This window comes from Streptomyces sp. NPDC002643 (assembly GCF_053592555.1).
The window spans coordinates 39587-63687 of the sequence record NZ_JBSFVY010000015.1 but is presented as its reverse complement, the minus strand read 5'-3'; the positions used below and the strand labels follow the sequence as shown (position 1 = coordinate 63687).

The 24101-nt window shown below is 69.0% G+C and carries 20 protein-coding genes; 9 read left to right on the top strand and 11 right to left on the bottom strand.

The window, feature by feature from the left end:
• The first annotated feature begins 86 nt into the window (after positions 1 to 86).
• Positions 87 to 1787 (top strand): acyl-CoA mutase large subunit family protein, encoded by a 1701-nt coding sequence (locus ACWD4G_RS23310; protein WP_451296327.1) that lies wholly within the window; start codon positions 87 to 89, stop codon positions 1785 to 1787.
• Positions 1788 to 1908: 121 nt separating this feature from the next.
• Here the strand turns inward: ACWD4G_RS23310 and ACWD4G_RS23305 are convergent, their stop codons facing one another.
• Positions 1909 to 2547: a TetR/AcrR family transcriptional regulator gene (locus tag ACWD4G_RS23305; protein ID WP_451296325.1), complete on the bottom strand. Its 639-nt coding sequence runs from the start codon at positions 2545 to 2547 to the stop codon at positions 1909 to 1911.
• Between the two features lie 208 nt (positions 2548 to 2755).
• Here ACWD4G_RS23305 and ACWD4G_RS23300 point away from each other — a divergent pair, with 208 nt between their 5' ends.
• The 4 genes from ACWD4G_RS23300 (at position 2756) to ACWD4G_RS23285 (ending at position 7298) form a co-directional block, all read left to right on the top strand.
• Positions 2756 to 3745, top strand: coding sequence for a tetratricopeptide repeat protein (locus ACWD4G_RS23300; RefSeq protein WP_451296323.1), 990 nt, complete (start codon positions 2756 to 2758; stop codon positions 3743 to 3745).
• A gap of 716 nt (positions 3746 to 4461) precedes the next feature.
• Positions 4462 to 5097 carry a DUF6230 family protein gene (locus ACWD4G_RS23295; RefSeq protein WP_451296321.1) on the top strand — a complete coding sequence of 212 codons (636 nt, stop codon included), beginning with the start codon at positions 4462 to 4464 and terminating at the stop codon, positions 5095 to 5097.
• Positions 5098 to 5266: 169 nt separating this feature from the next.
• Positions 5267 to 5896 carry a DUF6114 domain-containing protein gene (locus tag ACWD4G_RS23290; protein WP_451296319.1) on the top strand — a complete coding sequence of 210 codons (630 nt, stop codon included), beginning with the start codon at positions 5267 to 5269 and terminating at the stop codon, positions 5894 to 5896.
• Positions 5886 to 7298 carry a hypothetical protein gene (locus ACWD4G_RS23285; RefSeq protein WP_451296317.1) on the top strand — a complete coding sequence of 471 codons (1413 nt, stop codon included), beginning with the start codon at positions 5886 to 5888 and terminating at the stop codon, positions 7296 to 7298. The genes ACWD4G_RS23290 and ACWD4G_RS23285 overlap by 11 nt, the downstream gene beginning before the upstream one ends.
• A 145-nt stretch (positions 7299 to 7443) precedes the next feature.
• Here ACWD4G_RS23285 and pyk read toward each other — a convergent pair whose 3' ends face one another.
• The 3 genes from pyk to pta form a co-directional block, all read right to left on the bottom strand.
• Positions 7444 to 8874, bottom strand: coding sequence for a pyruvate kinase (gene pyk, locus ACWD4G_RS23280; RefSeq protein WP_451296315.1), 1431 nt, complete (start codon positions 8872 to 8874; stop codon positions 7444 to 7446).
• 130 nt (positions 8875 to 9004) lie between these two features.
• The gene (locus ACWD4G_RS23275) at positions 9005 to 10216 is read right to left on the bottom strand and encodes an acetate kinase (RefSeq protein WP_451296654.1); all 1212 of its coding nucleotides are present in this window, start codon (positions 10214 to 10216) and stop codon (positions 9005 to 9007) included.
• Between the two features lie 47 nt (positions 10217 to 10263).
• Positions 10264 to 12372, bottom strand: a complete 2109-nt coding sequence (gene pta, locus ACWD4G_RS23270; RefSeq protein ID WP_451296313.1) for a phosphate acetyltransferase — start codon at positions 12370 to 12372, stop codon at positions 10264 to 10266.
• Positions 12373 to 12619: 247 nt separating this feature from the next.
• On the opposite strand from pta, the gene ACWD4G_RS23265 reads away from it, so the two are divergent.
• Entirely contained in the window at positions 12620 to 13645 is a 1026-nt protein-coding gene (locus ACWD4G_RS23265) for an ATP-dependent 6-phosphofructokinase (protein ID WP_451296311.1), read from the top strand.
• A 12-nt stretch (positions 13646 to 13657) separates the two neighbouring features.
• Here ACWD4G_RS23265 and ACWD4G_RS23260 read toward each other — a convergent pair whose 3' ends face one another.
• Positions 13658 to 14380 (bottom strand): XRE family transcriptional regulator, encoded by a 723-nt coding sequence (locus tag ACWD4G_RS23260; RefSeq protein WP_451296309.1) that lies wholly within the window; start codon positions 14378 to 14380, stop codon positions 13658 to 13660.
• A gap of 135 nt (positions 14381 to 14515) precedes the next feature.
• Between ACWD4G_RS23260 and ACWD4G_RS23255 the strand changes: the two genes are divergently transcribed.
• Positions 14516 to 15001 (top strand): TIGR03618 family F420-dependent PPOX class oxidoreductase, encoded by a 486-nt coding sequence (locus ACWD4G_RS23255; RefSeq protein WP_451296307.1) that lies wholly within the window; start codon positions 14516 to 14518, stop codon positions 14999 to 15001.
• Between the two features lie 23 nt (positions 15002 to 15024).
• Here ACWD4G_RS23255 and ACWD4G_RS23250 read toward each other — a convergent pair whose 3' ends face one another.
• Together ACWD4G_RS23250 and ACWD4G_RS23245 are read right to left on the bottom strand one after the other, a co-directional pair.
• Positions 15025 to 15216 carry a hypothetical protein gene (locus ACWD4G_RS23250; RefSeq protein WP_451296305.1) on the bottom strand — a complete coding sequence of 64 codons (192 nt, stop codon included), beginning with the start codon at positions 15214 to 15216 and terminating at the stop codon, positions 15025 to 15027.
• A 7-nt stretch (positions 15217 to 15223) separates the two neighbouring features.
• Positions 15224 to 16084, bottom strand: coding sequence for a helix-turn-helix domain-containing protein (locus tag ACWD4G_RS23245; RefSeq protein ID WP_451296303.1), 861 nt, complete (start codon positions 16082 to 16084; stop codon positions 15224 to 15226).
• Positions 16085 to 16292: 208 nt separating this feature from the next.
• On the opposite strand from ACWD4G_RS23245, the gene ACWD4G_RS23240 reads away from it, so the two are divergent.
• Positions 16293 to 16796 carry an ATP-binding protein gene (locus ACWD4G_RS23240; RefSeq protein WP_451296301.1) on the top strand — a complete coding sequence of 168 codons (504 nt, stop codon included), beginning with the start codon at positions 16293 to 16295 and terminating at the stop codon, positions 16794 to 16796.
• Positions 16797 to 16807: 11 nt separating this feature from the next.
• On the opposite strand, the gene ACWD4G_RS23235 is transcribed toward ACWD4G_RS23240, so the two are convergent.
• A complete protein-coding gene (locus ACWD4G_RS23235; protein WP_451296652.1) occupies positions 16808 to 18823 on the bottom strand; it encodes a tetratricopeptide repeat protein in 2016 nt (671 codons plus the stop codon).
• Positions 18824 to 18911: 88 nt separating this feature from the next.
• A complete protein-coding gene (locus tag ACWD4G_RS23230; RefSeq protein ID WP_451296299.1) occupies positions 18912 to 19820 on the bottom strand; it encodes a 5'-methylthioadenosine/S-adenosylhomocysteine nucleosidase in 909 nt (302 codons plus the stop codon).
• A gap of 145 nt (positions 19821 to 19965) precedes the next feature.
• On the opposite strand from ACWD4G_RS23230, the gene ACWD4G_RS23225 reads away from it, so the two are divergent.
• On the top strand, positions 19966 to 22353 hold the full coding sequence (locus ACWD4G_RS23225) for a tetratricopeptide repeat protein (RefSeq protein WP_451296297.1): 2388 nt from the start codon (positions 19966 to 19968) through the stop codon (positions 22351 to 22353).
• Here ACWD4G_RS23225 and ACWD4G_RS23220 read toward each other — a convergent pair.
• Both ACWD4G_RS23220 and ACWD4G_RS23215 read right to left on the bottom strand, forming a co-directional pair.
• Positions 22343 to 23143, bottom strand: a complete 801-nt coding sequence (locus ACWD4G_RS23220; RefSeq protein WP_451296650.1) for a carbohydrate ABC transporter permease — start codon at positions 23141 to 23143, stop codon at positions 22343 to 22345. The genes ACWD4G_RS23225 and ACWD4G_RS23220 overlap by 11 nt on opposite strands.
• 104 nt (positions 23144 to 23247) lie before the next feature.
• Positions 23248 to 24099: a carbohydrate ABC transporter permease gene (locus ACWD4G_RS23215; RefSeq protein WP_451296295.1), complete on the bottom strand. Its 852-nt coding sequence runs from the start codon at positions 24097 to 24099 to the stop codon at positions 23248 to 23250.
• Positions 24100 to 24101: the final 2 nt, after the last annotated feature.

Sequence of the window (24101 nt, the reverse complement as noted above, 5' to 3'; positions counted from 1 at the left end):
CCCATCGGTCGGCCCCACCGCCGTACGGAGCGCGTACGGCGGTCTGCCGTGGGCATGTGCTAGGACGCCCTAGTAAATTTGGTGGTATGGACGCTGAGGGCATCCAGGAGGGGCGGCGGCGGTGGCAGGGGCGGTTTGAGGCTGCTCGGCGGCGGGAGGGGGACTTCTCGTCGTTGTCCGGGGAGGCGGTCGAGGCTGTGTATGGGCCTCGGGCGGGGGATGTGTATCAGGGGTTCGAGCGGATCGGGTGGCCGGGGGAGTTTCCGTTCACGCGGGGGTTGTACTCGACCGGGTATCGGGGGCGGGCCTGGACGATTCGGCAGTTCGCCGGGTTCGGGAGTGCCGGGCAGACCAATGAGCGGTATCGGATGATCCTCGCCCATGGGGGCGGTGGGCTGTCCGTGGCATTCGACATGCCGACGCTCATGGGGCGGGACTCGGATGATCCCCGGTCGGTGGGGGAGGTCGGGCACTGCGGGGTGGCCGTGGACTCGGCCGCCGACATGGAGGTGCTGTTCCGGGGGATTCCGCTGGGGGACGTCACCACCTCCATGACGATCAGTGGGCCGGCGGTGCCGGTGTTCTGCATGTATCTCGTCGCCGCCGAGCGGCAGGGCGTCGATCCGGCCGTACTCGACGGCACGCTGCAGACCGACATCTTCAAGGAGTACATCGCGCAGAAGGAGTGGCTCTTCGGGCCCGAGCCGCATCTGAGGCTCATCGGGGATCTGATGGAGTACTGCGCGGCCCGCGTCCCGGCGTACAAGCCGCTGTCCGTGTCCGGCTACCACATCCGGGAGGCCGGGGCGACCGCCGCGCAGGAGCTGGCGTACACCCTGGCGGACGGGTTCGGGTACGTCGAACTGGGGCTCAGCCGGGGGCTGGACGTGGACGTGTTCGCGCCGGGGCTGTCCTTCTTCTTCGACGCCCAGGTGGATTTCTTCGAGGAGATCGCCAAGTTCCGGGCGGCGCGGCGGATCTGGGCGCGGTGGATGCGGGAGGTGTACGGGGCGCGGTCGGAGCGGGCGCAGTGGTTGCGGTTCCATACGCAGACCGCCGGAGTCTCGCTGACCGCCCAGCAGCCGTACAACAACGTGGTGCGCACGGCGGTGGAGGCGCTCGCCGCGGTGCTCGGCGGCACCAACTCGCTGCACACCAACGCGCTCGACGAGACGCTGGCGTTGCCGAGCGAGCGGGCGGCGGAGATCGCGCTCAGGACGCAGCAGGTGTTGCTGGAGGAGACCGGGGTCGCCAACGTCGCCGATCCGCTCGGGGGTTCGTGGTACGTCGAGCAGCTGACCGATCGGATCGAGGAGCAGGCGGAGGGGATCTTCGAAGGGATCAGGGAGCGGGGGTTGCGGGCCCATCCCGATGGGCGGCATCCCATCGGGGAGATGACCTCCGGGATTCTGCGGGGGATCGAGGACGGGTGGTTCACGGGGGAGATCGCCGAGTCCGCGTTCCGGTATCAGGAGGCGTTGGAGAAGGGGGAGAAGAGGGTGGTGGGGGTGAACGTCCACCAGGGGTCCGTGACCGGGGACCTGGAGATCCTCCGGGTCGGGCACGAGATGGAGCGGGAGCAGGTGCGGGGGCTGGCGGGGAGGAAGACCGCGCGTGATGCCGCCGCCGTACGACGCGCCCTCGACGACCTGCTGGACGCCGCGCGGGGCGGAGCCAACATGATCGAGCCGATGCTGGCCGCCGCCCGAGCCGAGACCACCCTCGGGGAAATCTGCGGGGCGCTCCGCGCGGAATGGGGCGCCTACACCGAACCCCCCGTCTTCTGAGGCGCTATGCCGGGACTCCCGCTGGGAACTCCGGCGCGAGGCCGGACGCCCGGTGAGGCAGATGACATCGGCCCCGGCCTCCCGGTGAGGCCAATGGCATCGGCCCGGCCCCCGGTGAGGGCTATCGCATAGGCCCGGAGTCCCGTTGAGGGGTGAGGCCCTGGAGGAGGAGGTTGGTGAAATTGTGGACCCAGGGTTTGTCCGCTGGTTTGCCGGTGAACAGGGTGCGGTGGACCACCGCGCCGGCGACCATGTCGAAGATCAGGTCCACCGTGCGGGCCGCCTCCTCCGGGGTCTGTTCCGGGAGGAGTTCGCCCCGGTGTTCGGCGCGGGCGCGGCCCTCCAGGACGAGGCGTTTCTGGCGGTCGACGATGGAGATGCGGATGCGTTCGCGCAGGGCGTCGTCGCGGGTGGACTCGGCCAGTACGGCCATCAGCCCGCTCTTCGTCTCGGGGCGGGCCAGGATCGCCGCGAACTGCAGGACCACCCCCTCGATGTCCGCCGCGAGACTGCCCCGGTCGGGAAGGCGGAGTTCGTCGAACAGTTCGGCCACGGCGTCCACGACCAGCTCGTTCTTGCCCGCCCAGCGCCGGTAGAGCGTGGTCTTCGCGACTCCGGCGCGCGTCGCCACATCGCCCAGCGTCAGCTTCGACCAGCCCAGGTCGACCAGAGCCGCTCGGGTCGCGGCCAGGATCGCGGCGTCCGCGGCGGCGCTGCGCGGGCGTCCCACGGCACGGGACGCGGGGGTGCGGCTCTCCATTCGCCGACCATATCCGGCCGTTCACCAGAACTTCGCCGTCATCGTGAGACAGATCACGGGGGAGTGGGTACATAGCCCTCGCGGACACAGTTACGCTACGACTCGTAGCGAAAGGGTGAGGGGGAGTCCAGCACCTCGGCCGGCCGTCGTCGCGGTCGGCTCATCGATCGCTTTTCACGCGTGCGCCCGGAGGGGGGAGGATGTACTCATGCAGCCACGGAACATGTCCATGAGCGGAGTCGTCGACCTCGCCGCGGTGAAGGCGGCCCAGGAGGCCAAGGCGAAGGCGGAGCAGGCGCGTGCCGAGGCCGCCCGGGAGGGTGGGGGAGGGGCCGTCTCCCCGGCCGATCTCGTCATCGATGTCGACGAGGCCGGGTTCGAGAGCCAGGTTCTGCAGCGGTCCGCCGAGGTGCCCGTCGTCATCGACTTCTGGGCCGAGTGGTGCCAGCCCTGCAAGCAGCTCAGCCCGGTGCTGGAGCGGCTGGCCGTCGAGTACGACGGCCGCTTCGTGCTCGCCAAGATCGATGTCGACGCCAATCAGATGCTGATGCAGCAGTTCGGGATTCAGGGGATTCCGGCTGTGTTCGCGATCGTGGCGGGCCAGGCGCTGCCGCTCTTCCAGGGGGCCGCCCCCGAGCAGCAGATCCGCGCCACCCTCGACCAGCTGGTGCAGGTCGCCGAGCAGCGCTTCGGGCTCACCGGGCTCGTGGTGGACCCGGACGCCGAGCCGGGCGCCGGCGCCGGCGCCGGTGTGGAGGCCGCGCCCCAGGTCCCGGCCGGCCCGTACGACCATCTGCTCGCGGCCGCCGTACAGGCGCTGGACGCGGGTGACTTCGGCGGCGCGGTGCGGGCGTACAAGAACGTACTGAGCGACGACCCGGGCAACACCGAGGCCAGACTCGGCCTCGCCCAGGCCGAGTTGCTGGAGCGGGTGCAGGGCATGGACCCGCAGGACGTGCGCAAGGCCGCGGCCGAGAACCCCGGTGACGCCCGGGCGCAGATCGACGCCGCCGACCTCGATCTCGTGGGCGGCCATGTGGAGGACGCCTTCGGGCGACTCGTCGACACCGTGCGGCGTACGGCGGGGGACGACCGGGAGACCGTACGCGTACGGCTGCTTGAGCTGTTCGATGTGGTGGGTGGCGACGATCCGCGGGTGACGGCGGCGCGCAGGGCGTTGGCGCGCGCGTTGTTCTGATCCGGTTCGCAAACGGCGTTCCGGCCTCGTTCGCCATCGCGTTCCGACCGTGTTCGCCACGGCGTTCGCGCGTGCGTTCCGATACGCGTGCGAACCGCGTCGCGAACTGCCGGGACGGGTGGGGCTGGCGGGGAAGATTTGTCGACCCAGCGACACGCGGCCGCGCTTTATCAAATCTTGATAATCGCGGCCGCTGTTACTGGCAGTAAGCCGGAACCGTCGTTCTGCGGGACTCTGTCCGACTCTCCACCGGTCTGTCGGCTCACGGGGTGCCACCCTCGGTCGTCGCCCGATGTCGATGGGTCGTTGTTCGGTTATCCCTCCGTTACTAGCGAGTAACGACCCCCCTTGCGAGGGCGGCGAGAATGCACCACGATCGGCCACGCTCGGTCCGTTCCCGCACCCCGCCAGCCAGTCGGGTCAACGGGTTTTCTGGGTCCCCACCGAGTAGAGCCGGCGACAGTGGCGCCGACTCTTGGACAGGGGGGTCTCTGCTCAACGGCAGAGCCTGTCCAGCAGGTTGTGCGTGATGCGTGTCAGGCGCGACCAGTGGTTGTCGCTCGGGGGTGATCGCCGGTGATTCGGGCGCTTCTCGCGCCGCCGAGCGCGGGCGCTCCCCTTCCCGAGGACGTAGCACTTCTCCCATCCCTGCCCGGCCGAGCCGCCGTCAAGGGGCGAGCCGGTGGCAGGAGATGTACGTCCGAGAAGGAGGAAATATGGAGTCCCAGGTGCGTGGCGGGACCAGATGGAAGCGGTTCGCTGTGGTCATGGTGCCCAGCGTCGCCGCCACGGCTGCGATAGGTGTCGCCCTCGCGCAGGGCGCTCTCGCCGCGTCGTTCAGTGTGTCGGGCCAGTCGTTCAAGGTGACGGCTGACCGGCTCGACGGTACGGGCTTCTCGCAGTACGGAGCGCTCGACGAGGGCTACACCCTCAAGGGCGAGAAGACGGTTCACCCCGTCGCCGTTTCGGCGTTCAAGTCCGCGTCGATCACCAACATGTGCCAGTCGGTCGTCACCCCGAACGTCCCGATCCTCGGCAGCGTCAGCCTCAAGCTGACCGCCGGTACCGGTGGCGAGAAGGTCGAGGCCGAGAACCTCTACATCGACGTCGAGGACCTTGAGGCGGACGCCGTCTTCAAGGGCATCGACATCGGTGTGGCGGCCAAGGACGCCAGCAAGGGTCCTGGCATGAAGGGCGGCTCGGAGCAGGCCAACCCGTACGCGTTCGGTCAGCAGGCCGACAGCGCGACGCTGACCGATGTGAAGCAGACGGCGTGGGCGACCACCGCCGGAACCTTCAAGCTGAGCAACCTCAAGATGTCGCTCCACAAGGGCGTCGTGGAGTGCTACTAGGCACTCCCTGGGCGGGTGAGGGGGCATCGGCTTTCTCGCCCGCCCGTCCCCCTCGCCGCGGGGGGTACCCCGCGCGCGAACTCCGTACGTGAACTCCCGTACGCGCGCTTCGTACTACGTGTCGTACGCGAACTTCTCACAGCAACACCGTTCCAGGGAGCTGTTGTCCATGAGCGCCGAGTCAACGGGGCAGAACGAAGACTATCTCCGCGCCTTTCGGCGGCGCTTTGGCGACTGGAGGGGTTCTCGTCCCTTCTGGGCGGGCCTGTTCGTGCTGCTCGGCGGTTTCCCGATCATGTACCTGCCGTACGCGAATCTGCAGATCGGTCATCTGACGCTCGCCATGTCGACGACGACCGGCGCCGGTTCGCTCATCATCGGCGTACTGCTGGTGGTGCTCGGGATCAGCCTGTGGTTCCAGCGGCATGTACGCACCTTCGCCGGCACCGCGGCGATCCTCCTGGCGCTGGTCTCCATCCCGGTCGCCAACCTCGGTGGTTTCGGCTTCGGTTTCCTGCCCGCGCTCATCGGTGGCGCCCTCGCCATCTCCTGGTCGCCGGGTCATGAGGAGGCGGCGGTGCCGTCCACGTACTCGATGCCGGGCAAGGCCTCCGCTCAGGCCCCGGCTCCCCAGAACGAAGAGCTCCACACCACGGCACAACCAGGTACGGACCCCCTGCTGAAGTCCGACGCCCCCGAGCCGGCGGGCTCGCTGAACGGGGCGGTCGGCGGCGAGGGTGACGACCTGTCAGGTACCACCCCCACGAACGGGACGAACGGGAGGCACAGTGCCGGCTGACGAGGTGACCCACGGGACTTCGGTGGGAGAGTCCCGTGCGAGATCCGGACCGCGGCACGCGGCGCCCAAGAAGCCCCTTCTCACCCGGCTGAAGATGCCGGCGGGCAAAGCGATAGCCCTGGCGGCGATGCCGACCGCGGTCCTCATGGGCACGGGCTTCACACCGACCCTCACCCTCGCCCGCGCCGAGGACCCGGCGACGCAGAGCCTGACCGCGGACGAGTACAAGGACTGTGTGGCGGCCCTGGAAGCCGCGGAGGACGGCGAGGACACCTCGGCCTCCCCGACGCCCACACCGTCCGAGACCGCCACGGACGGCACGGACGACGACACCGGCACCTCGGACGACTCGGCCGGCGACGACACCTCGACGGACTCGGGCTCCTCCGACTCCGACGCGGACTCGGGCTCCGGATCGGGCGACTCGGCGGCGGGTGACTCCTCCGGTGACGACTCCTCTTCGTCGGATTCAGGTTCCGACGACCAGGACGCCACGGGCGAGTCCACGACGACCGAGACCACCGAGGAGACCTCCGCCGACACGAGTACGGCCTCGCCGTCGCCGACCGCCACGGACAGCAGCGGCAATGTGCTGGAGGACATCGGCAGCGCCCTGGAGGACTTCTTCACGGGCGAGACCGGTGACGACTCCACGTCCACCGAGACGCCCACCGAGACGCCGTCCCCGACCGAGACGCCCTCCGCCACGGAGGACACCTCCGACACCGGCTCCGGTTCCTCCGACACGGGCGACTCCGGCAACGACGCCCAGGACGCCGCCGACGACACCTCGGAGAAGGTGCAGGACGCCGCCGACTCGGCCGACACCACCACCGAGGACACCGCCGACTCGCCGGACGACACCGCGACCGACGCCACCGACGAGCCGTCCCCGACCGAGACCGCCACCGACGTGGACGCCGAGGACTGCCCGGCCGCCACGGACGACGAGAGCGGCGTCGAGCAGGGCATCCCGCCGCTGCCGGACGACCCCTGGTACCTCAACGCCAGCTCGCTGCTGCTGAAGGGCGCCTCCTACAAGGGCATCGTCAAGGTGAAGACCGCCGACGGCACGGTCAAGGAGGTCCTGAAGTACGTCATCTCCGACGGCTCGGACATCGGCGACCTGCACCAGACGGTCATCGACAAGCAGGCCGGCGTGACCTACCACGTCCAGGCCGGCAAGGGCACCACGTCCACGATCCGCGACGGCGCCACGGTCATGTACACCGAGAGCATCTCCGGCAATCTGCTCGGTCTGATCCCGGTCACCTTCGACCCGGAGCACCCGCCGCCGCTGGACATCCCGCTGATCTACTTCACCAACGTGAAGGTGGTCCAGGCGGGCCAGTTCGGGGGCGACCTGACCGTTCCCGGTATGCACCAGTACATGACCGACTGAGCGGCCGCTCACAGGTCGACCACAGAACCCCACCGGGAGCCGCACAACACCGAGGGCGCCCCCTGTTCGCAGGGGGCGCCCTCGGCGTTCGTTCGTACGGAGGCCGCGTACGTACGCCGGTGGAGGCGTACGTACCGCTGTCGCGTCAGTCGCGGGAGCCGCCGCCCAGGTGGTGGACCCGGACCATGTTGGTGGTGCCCGGGACACCGGGGGGCGAGCCGGCGGTGATGAGGACGATGTCGCCCTCGTTGTAGCCGCTGAGCTTGACCATCTCCTGGTCGACCAGGTCGACCATCTCGTCCGTGCTGTTCACGAACGGCACCACATGCGACTCGACACCCCAGCTCAGCGCCAGCTGGTTACGGGTGGACTCGTCCGTGGTGTACGCGATGATCGGCTGCTCGGCGCGGTAGCGGGAGAGCCGGCGCGCGGTGTCACCGGACTGGGTGAAGGCCACCAGCGCACGGCCGCCGAGGAAGTCGGCGATCTCGCAGGCGGCACGGGCGATCGAACCACCCTGCGTACGCGGCTTCTTGCCCGGCACCAGCGGCTGGAGGCCCTTGGAGAGCAGCTCCTGCTCGGCCGCCGCGACGATCTTCGACATCGTCCGGACCGTCTCCAGCGGGTACGCGCCCACGCTGGACTCCGCCGACAGCATCACCGCGTCCGCGCCGTCCAGGATCGCGTTGGCCACGTCGGAGGCCTCGGCGCGCGTGGGGCGGGAGTTGGTGATCATCGACTCCATCATCTGGGTCGCCACGATCACCGGCTTGGCGTTGCGGCGGCACAGCTCGATGAGGCGCTTCTGCACCATGGGGACCCGCTCCAGCGGATACTCGACGGCGAGGTCGCCACGGGCGACCATCACACCGTCGAACGCCATCACGACGTCCTCCATGTTCTCCACCGCCTGCGGCTTCTCCACCTTGGCGATGACGGGGACCCGGCGGCCCACCTCGTCCATCACCTTGTGGACGTCCCGCACGTCGTCGGCGTCCCGCACGAAGGACAGCGCCACCAGGTCGCAGCCCATCCGCAGCGCGAACCGCAGGTCCTCGACGTCCTTCTCGGACAGCGCCGGGACGTTCACGGCCGCGCCGGGCAGGTTGATGCCCTTGTGGTCCGAGATGACACCGCCCTCGACGACCTCGGTACGCACCCGGGGGCCGTCGACCTCGACGACCCTCAACTCGACGTTGCCGTCGTTGATCAGCACCTGGTCACCGGCGGTGACATCACCGGGCAGGCCCTTGTACGTCGTCCCGCAGATCTGCTTGTCGCCGGGGACGTCCTCGGTGGTGATGGTGAACGCGTCACCGCGCACCAGCTCCACCGGACCCTCGGCGAAGGTCTCCAGACGGATCTTCGGGCCCTGGAGGTCGGCGAGGACACCGATGGCCTTGCCGGTCTCGGCGCAGGCGGCCCGGAGGCGGTCGTAGCGACCCTGGTGCTCGGCGTGGCTGCCGTGGCTGAAATTGAAACGGGCCACGTTCATACCGGCTTCGATCAGCCCGACCAGTTGTTCGTGGGAGTCGACCGCGGGGCCGAGAGTACAGACGATTTTCGAACGGCGCATGGGGCGATCCTATCGGTTTGTTTCGCTACGGAATATTCGGCCGACGGAATGCAGATGGGCGGCTCTGCGCTCAATCGTGTTACCGGTCTGTATTGCTCAGTTGTTCTTTTCGAAGCTCAGATGTTGTCGTTCAGTCGTTCTTTCCGACCAGGGCGTACGTCTGTGCCGCGATCTCCAGTTCCTCGTCCGTCGGCACCACCGCGACCGCGACCCGAGCGCCGGCCGGCGAGATCAGCCGCGGCCCGTCGCCCCGTACGGCGTTGAGGTCGCCGTCCACGACCAGGCCCAGCCCTTCCAGGCCCCCTACGGCCGCCTCCCGCACCGGTGCCGCGTTCTCGCCGACACCCGCCGTGAACGCGACCGCGTCCACCCGGCCGAGCACCGCGTAGTAGGCGCCGATGTACTTCTTCAACCGGTGAATGTAGATGTCGAAGGCCAGCGTCGCGCGCTCGTCGCCCTCGTCGATACGCCGGCGTATTTCCCTCATGTCGTTGTCGCCGCACAGTCCGATCAGACCGCTCTTCTTGTTGAGGAGAGTGTCGATCTCGTCCGTGGACATTCCGCCAACACGCATCAAATGAAAGATGACGGCCGGGTCCAGGTCACCGGAGCGCGTACCCATCACGAGCCCCTCCAAAGGCGTGAGCCCCATCGAGGTGTCCACGCAACGGCCGCCGCGCACGGCGGAGGCGGACGCCCCGTTGCCGAGGTGCAGCACGATCACGTTCACCTCGGACGGGTCCTTGCCCAGCAGCTCGGCCGTGGCCCGCGAGACATACGCGTGCGAGGTGCCGTGGAAGCCGTAGCGGCGGATGCGGTGGGCGTCGGCGGTCTCCACGTCGATGGCGTAGCGGGCGGCGGACTCCGGCATCGTCGTGTGGAACGCGGTGTCGAAGACGGCGACCTGCGGCAGGTCGGGGCGCAGCCCCTGGGCGGTGCGGATACCGGTGAGGTTGGCCGGGTTGTGCAGCGGGGCCACCGGGATCAGCCGCTCGATCTCCGCGAGCACGGCCTCGTCGACCACGGTCGGCTCGGTGAAGCTCTGCCCGCCGTGCACGACGCGATGGCCGATGGCGGCCAGCTCCGGGGAGTCGAGGCCCAGCCCGTCGGCGGCCAGCTCCTCGGCGACGGCCTTCAGGGCGGCCTCGTGGTCGGCGATCGGCTCCACGCGCTCACGGGAGGCGCCGCCGTCGTTCAGCGGGGTGTGCTTCAGCCGGGAGGACGTCTCACCGATGCGCTCGACCAGCCCCACGGCCAGCCGGCTGCCGGCCCGCATGTCGAGCAGCTGGTACTTCACCGAGGAGGAACCGGAGTTGAGGACGAGGACACGGGTGGCGATCACGGAGGTCGGGTGCTTTCTGTCGGCGGTGAGGGCGGTGGGGCCGGGGTTCACCGGGCGGCGGTGGGGGCCGGGGCGGTCGTGGCGCTCTGGGCCTGGATGGCCGTGATGGCGACCGTGGTCACGATGTCCTGGACGAGGGCGCCCCGGGACAGATCGTTGACCGGCTTGCGCAGACCCTGGAGGACCGGCCCGACAGCGAGCGCGCCGGCCGAGCGCTGGACGGCCTTGTAGGTGTTGTTGCCGGTGTTGAGGTCCGGGAAGATCAGCACGGTGGCCTGCCCGGCGACCTCGGAGTCCGGCAGCTTGGTCGCCGCCACGGAGGGCTCGACGGCGGCGTCGTACTGGATCGGCCCCTCGATCTTCAGATCGGGCCGCCGGGAGCGCACGATCTCCGTCGCCTCCCGCACCTTGTCGACGTCCGCGCCCGAGCCGGAGGTACCCGTGGAGTACGACAGCATCGCGATCCGCGGCTCGACCCCGAACTGCCGTGCCGTGGCGGCGGACTGGATGGCGATGTCGGCCAGCTGCTCGGCGTTCGGGTCGGGGTTCACGGCGCAGTCGCCGTAGACGAGGACCTTGTCGGCGAGGCACATGAAGAAGACGGACGAGACGATGGCCGCGTCCGGCTTGGTCTTGATGATCTCGAAGGCGGGCCGGATGGTCGCGGCCGTGGAGTGCACGGACCCCGACACCATGCCGTCGGCCAGCCCCTCCTGGACCATCAGGGTCCCGAAGTAGTTGGCGTCGGACACGACGTCGTACGCCAGCTCCATGCTGACGTTCTTGTGGGCCCGGTACTGGGCGTACTTCTCGGCGAACGAGTCGCGGATCTCGGAGGTCCCCGGGTCGATCAGCTGGCTGTCGCCGAGGTCGATGCCCAGGTCGGCGGCCTTCTTGCGGATCTGGTCGACCGGCCCGAGCAGGGTGAGGTCGCAGACGCCCCGGCGCAGCAGCACCTCGGCGGCGTGCAGGACGCGCTCCTCCGTGCCCTCGGGGAGGACGACCCGGCGCCGGTCGGAGCGGGCCTGTTCGAGGAGGGTGTGCTCGAACATCATCGGAGTGATCCGGTCGCTGCTCGGCGCCGAGACCCGGGTGCGCAGCTCGGCGGTGTCCACGTACCGCTCGAAGAGGCCGATGGCCGTCTCCGCCTTGCGCGGGGTGGCCGCGCTCAGCTTCCCCTCCATGGAGAAGAGTTCGGAGGCGGTGAGGAAGGACCCGGACTCGACGGCGACCACCGGGGTGCCGGGGGCGAGGCGGGCGGCGAGGGTGAGGACCTCCTCGCTGGGCCGCTCGTTCAGGGTGAGCAGCACACCGGCGATGGGCGGGGTGCCGGCGCTGTGGGCGGCGAGGGCGCCGACGACCAGGTCCGCGCGGTCGCCCGGGGTGACGACGAGACAGCCCGGGGTGAGGGCGTTGAGGAAGTTCGGCAGCATGGCGCCGCCGAAGACGAAGTTCAGGGCGTCACGGGCGAGGCCGGAGTCGTCACCGAGGAGGACCTTGCCGTCGAGGGCATGGGTGATCTGGGCGACCGTCGGGGCGGAGAGCGCGGGCTCGTCGGGCAGCACGTAGAACGGCACGGGGAGGGTGTGGCGTGCGTCGCCCAGCCGCTCGGCTATCTCCGCGCGGTCGCCGGGCGCGACCCGGTTGACGACCATCGCGAGGACGTCGCAGCCGAGGGTGTCGTAGGCGCGGTACGCGTTGTGCGTCTCGGCGGCGACGGACTCGGCGGTCTGCTTGCGGCCCCCGACCACGGAGATGACGGACGCGCCGAACTCGTTGGCGAGCCGGGCGTTCAGGGACAGCTCGTCGGGGAACTGCGTATCGGCGAAGTCCGTCCCGAGGACGAGGACGACGTCGTACTCACGGGCCACGGCGTGGAACCGGTCGACGAGCGTGGAGATCAGTTCATCGGTGCCGTGCTCCGCCTGGAGGGTGGACGCCTCGTGGTAGTCCATGCCGTAGACCGTGGCCGGGTCCTGGGACAGCCGATAGCGGGCGCGCAGCAGATCGAAGAGCCGGTCCGGGCCGTGGTGCAGCAGCGGGCGGAACACCCCCACCCGGTCGACCTGCCGGGTCAGAAGCTCCATGACTCCCAGCTCGACGACCTGGCGGCCGTCGCCGCGATCGACTCCGGTCACGTACACGCTGCGCGTCACGTGGGCTCTCCGTTTCATGTGACAGTTGGATCGGCTGTGGTGTTGTTCGAGGTGGGTGAAGTTGTTCGAGGTGGGTGAAAGAGTGAAAATCACCGCCCTGGCGGACGGAAACCCTCTTGACAATACCCTTGGGGATGGATAAAGCGCCCGCCAGGTTGAGACGCTTGGCCGTGAACAACGGGTCCGTGCGGGCCGTGAAACAATCGGACCGGCTCACACATGACAGACGAGCAGGAGACACAGCACGATGCGTATCGGAGTTCTCACCGCAGGCGGCGACTGCCCCGGCCTGAACGCAGTGATCCGGTCGGTCGTGCACCGAGCGGTCGCCCAGTACGGCGACGAGGTCATCGGCTTCGAGGACGGCTACGCGGGCCTGCTCGACGGCCGCTACCGCACCCTCGACCTGGAGTCCGTCAGCGGCATCCTGGCCCGTGGCGGCACGATCCTCGGCTCCTCCCGCCTCCAGCGCGACCGCCTCCGCGAGGCCTGCGAGAACGCGCAGGACATGGCCCACCGGTTCGGCATCGACGTCCTGATCCCGATCGGCGGCGAGGGCACGCTCACGGCCGCGCGGATGCTCAGCGACGCCGGTCTGCCGGTGGTCGGCGTCCCCAAGACCATCGACAACGACATCTCCTCCACCGACCGCACCTTCGGCTTCGACACGGCCGTCGGGGTCGCCACGGAGGCGATGGACCGCCTGAAGACGACCGCCGAGTCACACCAGCGGGTGATGGTGGTGGAGGTCATGGGCCGCCACGCCGGATGGATCGCCCTGGAGTCCGGGATGGCGGCGGGCGTCCACGGCATCTGTCTGCCGGAACGGGCCTTCGACCCCGCCGGCTTGGTGAAGATGGTGGAGGAGCGCTTCTCGCGAGGGAAGAAGTTCGCGGTCATCTGCGTCGCGGAGGGCGCGCACCCCGCCGAGGGCACGATGGACTACGGCCACGGCGAGATCGACCAGTTCGGCCACGAGCGCTTCCAGGGCATCGGTACGGCACTGGCGTACGAACTGGAGCGCCGCCTCGGCAAGGAGGCCAAGCCGGTCATCCTGGGCCACGTCCAGCGGGGCGGCACCCCGACCGCGTACGACAGGGTGCTCGCCACGCGCTTCGGCTGGCACGCGGTCGAGGCCGCGCACCGGGGCGACTACGGCCGGATGACCGCACTGCGCGGCACCGACATCGTCATGGTCCCGCTGGCGGAGGCGGTGACCGAGCTGAAGACGGTGCCGAAGGATCGGATGGACGAGGCGGAGTCGGTGTTCTAGGAGGCCGTTGGTCTAGTACGCGGTCCTCTCGGTTCTCTCGATGTGTGACCAGAAGCGTTCGATCAACTGGTCGAGGTAGGTGCGGCTGGAGTTGCCGGGGCCGGGGGTTGTCAGGTTCTGGTACTCGGTGTGCATCTCCTGGAGGACGTCTTCGAGGAGGCGGCGGTCGAGCGAGAGGAGCCTGGCCGCCGGTCGTACGTGCGTCTGCCAGCGGGTCGTGACCGCGTTGTGGAGCAGCTCGATCAGCTTCGGCTCGCGCCCCGTGACCGTGATCAGGTCCGGCAGCGACAGCTCCAACTCCTTGGCGAGCGCGGCGGCCTGACGGTCGGTTCCGCGCCAGATGTCCGCCTCCTCCATGCGGAGATAGGCGGACAGTTCCATACCGATGGCCCGCGCCAGGTCCTCCGGGGCGAGGGCGCGGGCGAGCCGGTGTTCGCGCAAGGTGCGTGGGGTGCCGATGAGTTCGGCCGGGGCGCACCACAACACGCCCGCGAGTGCGGTGAGTTCCTGGTTCGTGGGGGCGACGGTGCCGTGTTCCCAGGCGATGACCAGGTCCGGGGTGACGTAGGGGAGCCCGTACGAGGAACGCATCCCGTAGGCGACATGCTCCGGGCCCATGTTGAGGGCTACGCGGAGTCTTCGGGCGGTGGGGGAGTCGAAGGGGGCCTGGGGTTGGACCGGTGGTGGGATGTGCGGTTGGTGCGGATTCTGCGGTTGCGCTGAGCGTCGGTGCACGCGCACAACGTAAGGGCGCCGGGGGGTGGTGACTACGGGCTGTTCGGCCACAAACACGGATTGTAGGAATCTACGGTTTGTGGGAAGGGTGTGGTTCGAGTGACGTGAGTGGGGCCCTTGGGTAGAGGTGACCGTATGGCGAAGCTGGATGGGCACATACGTGAGCGGTTGTTGGCGCCGAACTTCTGGCATTTGGCGACGGTGGGGCTGGATGGGGCGCCTCAGGTGTCACCCATGTGGGTGGACATCGAGGTGGATGGCGAGACGGGTGGCGGGATGGCTGACGGGATGGCTGACGGGCGTGATTACGTCATGGTCAATACGTCGGTGGGGCGCGTGAAGGAGGAGAACCTTCGGCGGAACCCGTATGTCTCGCTTTCTCATATCGATGCGGAGAATCCGTACGACCGGGCCGAGATCCGGGGGCGGGTGGCGCGGTTCGTGGAGGGGGAGGAGGCGTCGCGTTCCATGGACCGCCTGACTCGGAAGTACATCGGGCAGGAGCGGTATCCGTGGCTGCTGCCCGGGGAACGGCGGCTGATGATCCTGATCGAGCCGCTGCGGGTGCGACGGGTTGTGGGGGTGGAGCCGTTTCGGGCGGGGGTGTTGGAGGAGGGGTGAGGGGGCGACCCGCTAGGGGGTGTTCAGAGGAGGTGGTCGGCTCTGCCTGCCTTGATGTCGCGGATGAGGGTGCGGAGGGCTTCGCGGGTGTCGGTGAGGTAGTGGTCCTCGCGGCCGGCGATGGCTATGTAGGCGTTGCCGGTGGGGTCGGTGCCTATGCGGAAGCAGTTGGCGGCTTCGCCGCAGAAGGGCTCTTCCCAGGTGATGTCGGGCATGGGGGTCCTAGGGGGTGTCGAGGTCGGCGGCGACAGCGCGGATGAAGTCGTGTGAGGCGTCAGGGGTGAGCGCGACGGCTTCGGCCGCGTCGAGTTGGGTCCGGTACTTGTCGAGCTGGGCCTCGTGGTCGATGAATTCGGCGCCGTGGGTGCTGTCGAGTTCGACGGTGTCAAGGCGGGGGACGGCGCCCTCGGCGTAGATGACGGACTGTCCGGCGCCGGGAAAGCCGCCTGCCTTGAACGGGATGACGCGGATGGTGACGTTGTCGCGCTCGGTCATGTGCAGCAGGTGCTGGAGCTGCCGCTTGGCGACGGTCGGGCCGCCGAACTCCATGCGGAGACCTGCCTCGTGGACGATGGTGTCCAGGGCTGGAGGGTTGGGTCGGTCGAGCACCTGCTGTCGGTCCATGCGGTGGGCCAACCGGAGTTCGACTTCGCCCTGGGGAAGCGGCGGGATCACGGCGGTGAAGACGGCGCGGGCGTGGTCCTCGGTCTGGAGAAGTCCGGGGAGATGTACGGTCACCGCGACCCGGAGCCGCCTCGCGTGCCACTCCATCTCGGCGATATCCATGAACCCGGCCCGGAGCTTGTTGCGGTACGCCTCCCACCACCCCTTTTTGCGATGGGCGGCCATGGCGGCAAGAGCGTCCACGTACTCCGTGTCGGCGCAGCCGTAGTTGTCCGCGAGGGCGCGTACGCGTTCGGGGCTGATGCCGGAGCGGCCGGACTCCATGTTGGGCACGTTCGTGCGGGGTACGCCGAGGAGTTTGGCCGCCTGTTCGGTGGTCATCCCGGCGGCCGTACGCATCTTGCGCAATTCCGCACCGAGCCGCCGCTGACGCTCCGTCGGTGAACTCCTCGGCGGCATCTGTTCCCTCGCTTCCGGCTCTGAGACGGAGTCAGTCTGCCGTCGTGGTGGGGGGTTGGTCCACTTCGGGCGAGTCGAGCGTAGTACGCGTACTCCGGATTTGCGGTACGGTCGGTGACGAGTCGCTCACGGTGCGGGGTGTTCCGCCTGTGGGAGCGGTGGTGCTGTCGTATGTCTCAAATCCCCCTGCGTGAAAGGGAGTTGCCCCATGCATGAACAACTCGCCATCCTGCAGTGCCCCGTCTTCGGAGAGGTGCCCCAGTCCGTGGCGCCGGTGCATCCGGACCATCTCGACTACCGGCTCACCATGCCACTCGGACCGCTCAGCCCCCGGATCGCGCGGGACTCCACGCGGGCCGTGCTGGCGGCGTACGGGATGCGGGGGCTCCTCGACCCGACGGTTCAGATCGTCGGTGAACTCGTCGCGTGTGCCTGGAAGTTCACGCCGGACGCTGTGGCGTATGTGTCGCTGCGGTACCGGGAGGGGCACCTTGAGGTGGTCCTCTACGACGGGCATCCCCGGCATGAACACCCGAAGCTGGTGGCGGCTTGCGATGCGCGGCGGAGGAGCGCGTTGAGGGTGATGGGGTGCGTGGTGCGGGCGTGCAGGGGGGAGTGGGGGTTCGGGGAGGCTTGGGAGCCGGGGGGTGGGACCAGGATGTGGGCGGTGCTGCCTAGGTGGGGGGCGGTGGGGTATGCGGAGGCGGGGTGAGAGTGCGGTGGTTAGGCCAGCCGCTTGGCCTGGGTGCGGGCTTGGGCGGCTTCGGTGGGGGCGTTGCCTCGGGTGTAGGCGTCGGCGGCCTGGAGCCAGTGGGTGCGGGCTTCGGCGGGGCGGCGTGCGGCCTCGTGAGAGAGGGCTAGGTTGTGCAGGGCGGTGCCCGCGCGGTACCAGTCCTCGAAGTCCAGGTAGATCTCCAGGGCCTTGCCATGTGCTTCAGCCCCCTCCTCCACCCGGCCTGCCTTCCGTAGGGCGACGCCGAGGTTGTTCCATGCCATGGCCTCACCGTGGCGGTCCCCGGCGGCCTGGTGCAGTTCGCGGGCCCGGCTGAGAGCGTCGACCGCCTCCTCCACCCGGCCTGCCACTTCCAGTGCGCAGCCGAGGTTGTTCCACGCCGTGGCCTCACCGTGGTGGTCCCCAGTGACCTGGTACAGGTCGCTAGGGACCCCGGTGAACTGGTACAGGTCGCGCGCGTGGGTGTGGGCGTCGACGGCCTCCTCCACCCGGCCCACCTCTCGCAGGGCGAGGCCGAGGTTGTTCCACGCCATGGCCTCGTCTTGATGATCCTTGGTGGCCTGGTACAGGTCGCGGGCGCGGGTGTGGGCGTCGATGGCCTCCCGTGCCCTGCCTGCTTCGCGCAGTGCGCAGCCGAGGTTGTTCCACGCCATGGCCTCGTCGCCTCGGTTCCCGGAACTGTGAGCGGCCTCCCGCGCCGCCCGGCAGACCGTGATCCAGTCGTCGAAATATCGTCGCCATTGGAGATACTCCACCAGGCACGAGGCCAGGCCCACCGTCGCGTCCGCGAACCGCTCCTCCCGCCCCCACGACACCGCGTCCACCAACGCCGCCCGCTCCCCATCGAACCACTCCAATGCCTCCCCCCTGTCGCTGAACCGCTTCGGCACCGGAGCGCCGGGCAGCCACCGCAACCGGTCATCCGCCGCATCCGCCCACCGCCAGTAGAAGTCCAGCACACGCCCCCGAGATGCCTCCCCTTCCTCCCGCAACTCCTCATCCCCCGCCACCACGCCCACCCCGAAGGCCCGCACCAAGTCATGCACCCGCCACCGCAGCATGGAAGCTGTCTTCTGGTCACCGCGGACCGGCGTGACCAGATACGCGGCGGCCAAGCTCTCCAGCAAAGACAAGGCGGTTTCCTCGGCCAGTTGCGCCAACGCCGCCACCGCCTCCGTCCCGGTCTCCGCACCCGGCGCGAGGCATAGCAGCCGCAGCAACCGGGCCTGGTCGGGCGGCAGCCTGCGGTAGGAGGTCTCCAGCACCGGCCGCAGGACCAGTGAGCGGCCGTACAGGTCGGTGCCGGGGCTGCCGTTGTCGAGCGCGATCGTCGGATCGCCGGCCTCCCTGATTTCGGCGACCAGTGACGCGATGCCCCGGTGACGTCGTCGTCGCAACATCGCTGCGGCGATGTGTAGGGCGAGGGGCAAGTGGCCGCAGAGGGTGGTGAGTTCGTGGAGGGCGTCCAGTTCGCGGGTCGGGCGGTCGTCGCGTTCGTCGGCGTCGTGCAGGGCTCGGGTGATGAGGGCGGCGGACTCGTCCGGGTCGAGCGTTTCGAGGTCGATGACGCGTACCGGGAGGGCGTCCGGGCGGTCTCGGGATGTGATCAGTACCTGGTGGTGGTCCGTGCCGGGGAGCAGGGGGAGGTACTGAGACGGGGCCGAGGCGTTGTCCAGGATCAGTAGCGTGCGGTCTCGTCGTTCGGTGAGGAGTGAGTGGAATGCGTCGTACTGGCGTGCTGTCGTCGGCGGCAGATCCGTGCCTCGTACCCCCATCGCGTCCAGCAGGGCCAGGACGGCCTGGTCCGCCGTCGCCGGGTTGTCGTCGTAGCCGCGCAGGTCGACGAAGAGGAAGCCGCCCGGGAACCAGCCCTCCACTCGTGCCCGGTGTGCCGCCTCCACCGCGAGGGCCGTTTTGCCGATGCCGCCCATGCCGGTGACGGCCGAGATGAGGAGGGGGGTGCCCTTGTCGGGAGAGGGGGCGAGGCGGGGGAGTAGGCGGTTCAGTTCTGCCGTGCGGCCGGTGAAGCCGGGAGGGCGGGGCGGGAGGGCGGTGGTCGCGACCGGGACCGGGCCGTGGAGGGTGCCTCTATGGCTACGGCCGGTGGCCGGCCTGTTTGTGGACGGTCTGTTTGCCGATGACGGGTCCGTAGAAGGTGCCGCCTCGGAAGTCGTTGTGGTCGCCTCCGTATGTGGCTCCGCCGTCCCCGTCGCGTCGTTGGGGACCCTCCTTGGTGTCGGAGGGGCCGGAGATCCCGGAGCTGCCGGGGCCTCCGCGCGGGCGGTGTTTGCGTAGCGTCGCCACCGCCACCGACGCCGCCTGGGCCGCCGCCCGTTCCTGCGAGCCCGTCGCGTCGGCCTCGTGTTTCGCGGCGTCGGCGTGGTCGCTGATGCCCCGGAGCACGAGGGCGTGCAACTGGCCGTTCAGATGGGCGGCGCGGACCGCGCCCGCGCCCTCCATCTCGATCGCCGCCGCGTCGTTGTAGTTCTCGCGGAGATGCTGGGCGATCTCGGACTGGGCGTCGGCCAGGACCACGTCACCGGAGGCGATCGGCTTGAAGTGCGCCCGTACGCCGGCCATGTCCCGCACCGCGGAACGCGCCGCCTGCACCAGCGCGTTCGAGGCCTGCCATGACTCGGGGCGGGCAAGGAAGCCGTCCGGCGTCCGCTTGCCGCCGTGGTAGCCGTACACCTTCGTGCCGACCACGACGTCCCCGAGGTCGATGTCGGCCTTGAGGCTGCCCGCGACACCTACGAACAGCACGGCCTCCGGCTTCAGCCAGCCGATGATTTGCGTGGTGAGCGCGGCGGCGTTCGTGTTGCCCTCGCCCAGTTCGGCGAGGGCGACATGCCAGTCGGTACCGGGGAGCCTGCCCCACTCGACTCGGGTTCCGGCGTCATCAGGGTGGACGAGATCCTGCCGGTCCTCGATGAGGCGGCGCATGGCGGCGTACTCCAGCGCGAGTGCGGTCAGGACGACGACGGTGGGGTGAGTTTGCGGCACATCATCACGGTACGCCAAGTGGTGTGCTGGGGGCGGGGGTTGGCTGTTGCGGGAAGGGGGGCGTTCGGGAGTCGGTGCTGACTTGCCTCGGAGGCCCTACCGTTGACGCACTGTCGGTAATGGACACCGGGGGACGGAACAGCACATGAAAGCGGCGTTGCTGGCGGCCCTGGCCGAGGGCGCGTACGGGGATGACGGACGCCGGGCGGTGGAGTCGCTGGCGCGGGCCGTCGGGCTGGACACGGGCGAGCCAGTTGTGTCGGTCGCGGAACTCGCCGACGTGGCGCGGGACCCGGCTCAGCGGGATGCCGTACGGGAGTGGGGTGAGCGGCTGGAGGGGCTGCTCGCCGCCGATCCGAGGGGTGCGGGCGCCGTGGCGGCGGCCATGGAGCGGCATACGCCGGGCAGCACGGCGGCCTGGTACGGCGGGGACCACTCCGACTTCCGTGGTGGGGTTTTTCTGCGCGAGGTGATCGGCGTTCAGGTTGTGATCCAGTTCGGCGGGGCCGCCGCCGCGCCGGAGGCGATGGCCGGGCTGCCGCCGAGGCCCGGTGGGTTCACCGGGCGGGACGGGGAGACGTCCGAGTTGCTGAGTGCGCTGGATAGCTCCGCTTCGCCCGATGGCTCGGCTGCCGTCCTGGTCAGCGCCGTGTCCGGGCTCGGAGGTATCGGGAAGACCGCGCTCGCCGTCGAGACCGCGCATCTGGCGTGTGCGAAGGGGTTGTTCCCGGGCGGGGTGCTCTTCGTCGATCTGCATGGGTACGACGAGGAACCCGTCACCGCCGATCAGGCGCTCCAGTCGTTGTTGCGGGCGCTTGGGGTTCCGCCGGAGCAGATTCCGGCCAGGGCCGACGATCGGGCGGGGCTTTATCGCTCGGTGCTCGCGGAGCGGGGGCGGGAGCGAGGGGCGGTACTGGTACTGGCCGACAACGCGTCGTCGCCGGACCAGGTACGGCCGCTGCTGCCGGGCGATGAGCGGCATCGGGTGCTGGTCACCTCCCGTGACCGTCTGACCCAACTGGGCGCCCGGCTCGTACCGTTGGACCAGCTCGCACCCGAGGACGCCCGGGGACTTCTCGACCTTGCCCTGCGGATCGCCGACCCCGAGGACAGCCGCGTCACGGACGACATCGACGCGGCCGGGCGACTCGCAGACCTTTGCGGACACCTGCCGCTGGCCCTCCAGATCGCGGCGGCGCTCCTCGTCGAGGACCCGGGCATGCCGGTCGCGGAACTTGTGGACGAGCTTGCGGCCTCGCACGACCGGCTCGCCCACCTCGACGACGGGGCGCGCAATGTCCGTGCCGCCTTCGAACTGTCCTACCGCCGCCTGCCACCCGAACAGGCCCGGCTACTGCGACTGCTCGCCCTCGCGCCGGGGCCCGAGGTGAGCGACGAGGTCGCCGCCGCGCTGGTGGGGGCCGAGGCGCTTCCGCTGGGGGAACTGCGGGCGCTGGCCCGTGCGCACCTCGTTGAGAGGGGGAGTGGGCGTGGGTGGTGGCGGTTGCATGACTTGGTGAGGGCGTTCGGGGTGGGTGTGGTGGCGGGGGATGAGGGTTTGCGGGAGGAGGGAGAGAGGGCGCGAGAGCGAGTACTGGAGTTCTACTGCCACTGGGCAGATGCGGCTGGTGATCGGCTGCGGTGGGTTCCGGGGACAGTGGAGCCGGAGCGGTTCGCTGACCGGGGGCACGCACTGGCCTGGCTGGATGCCGAGCGGGCGGGGTTGGTGGGAGCCGTCCAGTGGGCAAGGGAGGAGCGACACGAGGTCGCGGCGGTGCAGCTTGCCCAGTGTTTGACGGATTACCTGGAGTGGCGACGGTATTTCGACGACTTGATCGTCATCAACCAGACTGCTCAGGAGGCCGCCCACCACACTGGCGATCAGCCCGGTGAGGCCGTGGCATGGGACAACCTTGGCGCCACCTTGGGACGCTTGGGCCGGGTGGAGGAGGCCATTGACGCCCATGCGCACGCTCGCGACCTGTTCGAGGCTGCCGGGCACCGCGAGGGCGAGGCTGCTGCGTGGGACGGCCTTGGCATCGTCTTGCGAAAGGCGGGTCGGGTGCAGGAGGCGATCGATGCCCACAGCCGCGCTGCTGACCTGCATCGGGCTGCCGGGAGCATCCGCCGTGAGGCTATCGCGTGGGGCAACCTTGGCAGCGCCTTGCAGAAGGCGGGCCAGACAGAGGAAGCGATCGAGGCCCATACCCTGGCCCGCGAACTGTTCCGGACCATAGGAGACCGTCACCATGAGGGTGTGGCGTGGAGCAGGATCGGCGTCATCCGGCAGACTGACGGCCGAGTTGAGGAGGCGTTGGAGGCACACGACGAGGCTTTGGGGATCTTCAGGGAGCTTGAGGACTGGCATGGTGAGGGCGAGACACTTCAAAGCCTGGCCGTCGTTTTGGAGTTCGTCGATGACTTGTCCGGGGCCCGTAGTTGCTGGCTCATGGCCGCCGACGCCTTCACCCGCGCCAACGCCCCCGACGACGCCTCCCAATGCCGTGCCCGGGCCGGTGAACTCACCCCTTAACCGCCCCACCCAAAGCAAACCCCCCACCCAACCGCCGCGCCACCCCCACATACAGCAAAATCACCGGCGTCGAGTAAATAACCGAGAACGCCGCCAACTGCCCATAAACAACCGTCCCCCGATTCCCGAAGAACTCATTGATGCTCACCGCCGCCGGCATCTGATCCGGGGTGAGGAGCAGCATGAAGGGGACGAAGAAGTTCCCCCACATCATCACGAACGAGAAGACGGTCACCACCGCGACCCCCGGCCCCATCAGCGGCAGTACCACCCGCACCAGGGACTGGAATGACGACGCGCCGTCCGTCCAGGCCGCCTCCTCCAGCTCCTTCGGTACGCCGTCCATGAAGTTCTTCATCAGCCAGATGGCGAAGGGGAGTTGGGACGCGGCGAAGAAGAAGACCGTGCCTTCGATCGTGTCGATCAGATTGATCTGAACGAACAACGCGTACACCGGGACCATGATCGCGGTGATGGGGAGACTGGTCGCGAAGAGGATGGTGAGGAGGTAGGGGCGGTTGAGGCGGGAGCGGTAGCGGGAGAGGGGGTAGGCGGCGAGGGCCGCGCAGATGACCGTGAGAGCTGTGCCTCCGCCGCAGAGGATGAGGCTGTTGAGGAGCGGGGTGAAGGTGATCTCCGGGGTCAGGACCGCCTCGTAGTTGGCGAACGTGACACCGTCCGGGAGTTTCACCTGGAGGTTCGCGCTCCGGTCCAGGGAGGAGAGGACCACCCAGGCGAGTGGCAGTACGAACGCGGCGGCCAGCAGGAGCAGCACGGCATCCGCCGCCAGGCGATGGCGGGTTCGGCGGGACTGAGAGCGGGAGCCAGGGCGGGAGCGGGAGCCAGGGCCGGAGCCAGAGCGAGAGCGGGCGGAGGACGAGGGAGACACGGGGATCAGACCTCCGTCCGCAGCAGCCGCAAGTACACGACCGAGAACAGCGACCCCACCACCAGCAACAACAGCGCCACCGCCGTGCCGTAGCCGATCATGCTCTTCTGGAACGCCTCCTCGTACATGAACAGCGGCAATGTCTGGCTCTTGCCACCCGGGCCGCCCCGCGTCATCACCCAGATCAGGCCGAAGACCGACAACGTCTGCAGTGTGATGAGCATCAGGTTGGTGCCGATGGAGCGGCGGATCATGGGGAGCGTGATGTGCCACATCCGGCGCCAGCCGCCCGCGCCGTCGACCTCCGCCGCTTCCGTGATTTCCTTCGGGATTTCGTTCAGGGCCGCTGAGTACACCAGCATCGAGAATGCCGTGCCCCGCCAGACGTTCGCGAACGAGACGGCCAGTATCGGGAGGGTGTACAGCCAGTTCTGGGTGGGGAGATGGAGCCAATCCAGGATGGCGTTCAGGGTGCCTTCCCGGCGGAAGAAGGCGTAGAGCAGGAAACCGGCGACCACTTCGGGGAGTACCCATGCCGTGACGACGATTCCGCCGATCAGCGTGCGGACGGGCTTCGACGCGCGTTGCATCAGCGCTGCCAGGGCCAGGCCCAGGGTGTTCTGGCCCAGCAACGCCGAGACGACCGTGAAGACCAGCGTCAGCCAGACCGCGTTGAGGAATGCCTCGTCCGTGAAGGCCGTACGGAAGTTCTCGAAGCCTACGAAGGAATCCTCCGCCTGACCGGTGAGCTGGAGGTCGGTGAAGGCGATGTACGCGCAGTAGGCGATGGGGCCGGCGAGGAAGAGGAGCAGGAGGACGGTGGCGGGAGTGAGGGGGAGGAACCGTCGGAGACTCACCC

Coding starts and splice junctions, on each gene's coding strand:
- ACWD4G_RS23310 (WP_451296327.1), top strand. CDS start 87: ATGGACGCTGAGGGCATCCAGGAGGGGCGGCGGCGGTGGCAGGGGCGG.
- ACWD4G_RS23305 (WP_451296325.1), bottom strand. CDS start 2,547: ATGGAGAGCCGCACCCCCGCGTCCCGTGCCGTGGGACGCCCGCGCAGC.
- ACWD4G_RS23300 (WP_451296323.1), top strand. CDS start 2,756: ATGCAGCCACGGAACATGTCCATGAGCGGAGTCGTCGACCTCGCCGCG.
- ACWD4G_RS23295 (WP_451296321.1), top strand. CDS start 4,462: ATGGAGTCCCAGGTGCGTGGCGGGACCAGATGGAAGCGGTTCGCTGTG.
- ACWD4G_RS23290 (WP_451296319.1), top strand. CDS start 5,267: ATGAGCGCCGAGTCAACGGGGCAGAACGAAGACTATCTCCGCGCCTTT.
- pyk (WP_451296315.1), bottom strand. CDS start 8,874: ATGCGCCGTTCGAAAATCGTCTGTACTCTCGGCCCCGCGGTCGACTCC.
- ACWD4G_RS23265 (WP_451296311.1), top strand. CDS start 12,620: ATGCGTATCGGAGTTCTCACCGCAGGCGGCGACTGCCCCGGCCTGAAC.
- ACWD4G_RS23255 (WP_451296307.1), top strand. CDS start 14,516: ATGGCGAAGCTGGATGGGCACATACGTGAGCGGTTGTTGGCGCCGAAC.
- ACWD4G_RS23250 (WP_451296305.1), bottom strand. CDS start 15,216: ATGCCCGACATCACCTGGGAAGAGCCCTTCTGCGGCGAAGCCGCCAAC.
- ACWD4G_RS23245 (WP_451296303.1), bottom strand. CDS start 16,084: ATGCCGCCGAGGAGTTCACCGACGGAGCGTCAGCGGCGGCTCGGTGCG.
- ACWD4G_RS23240 (WP_451296301.1), top strand. CDS start 16,293: ATGCATGAACAACTCGCCATCCTGCAGTGCCCCGTCTTCGGAGAGGTG.
- ACWD4G_RS23225 (WP_451296297.1), top strand. CDS start 19,966: ATGAAAGCGGCGTTGCTGGCGGCCCTGGCCGAGGGCGCGTACGGGGAT.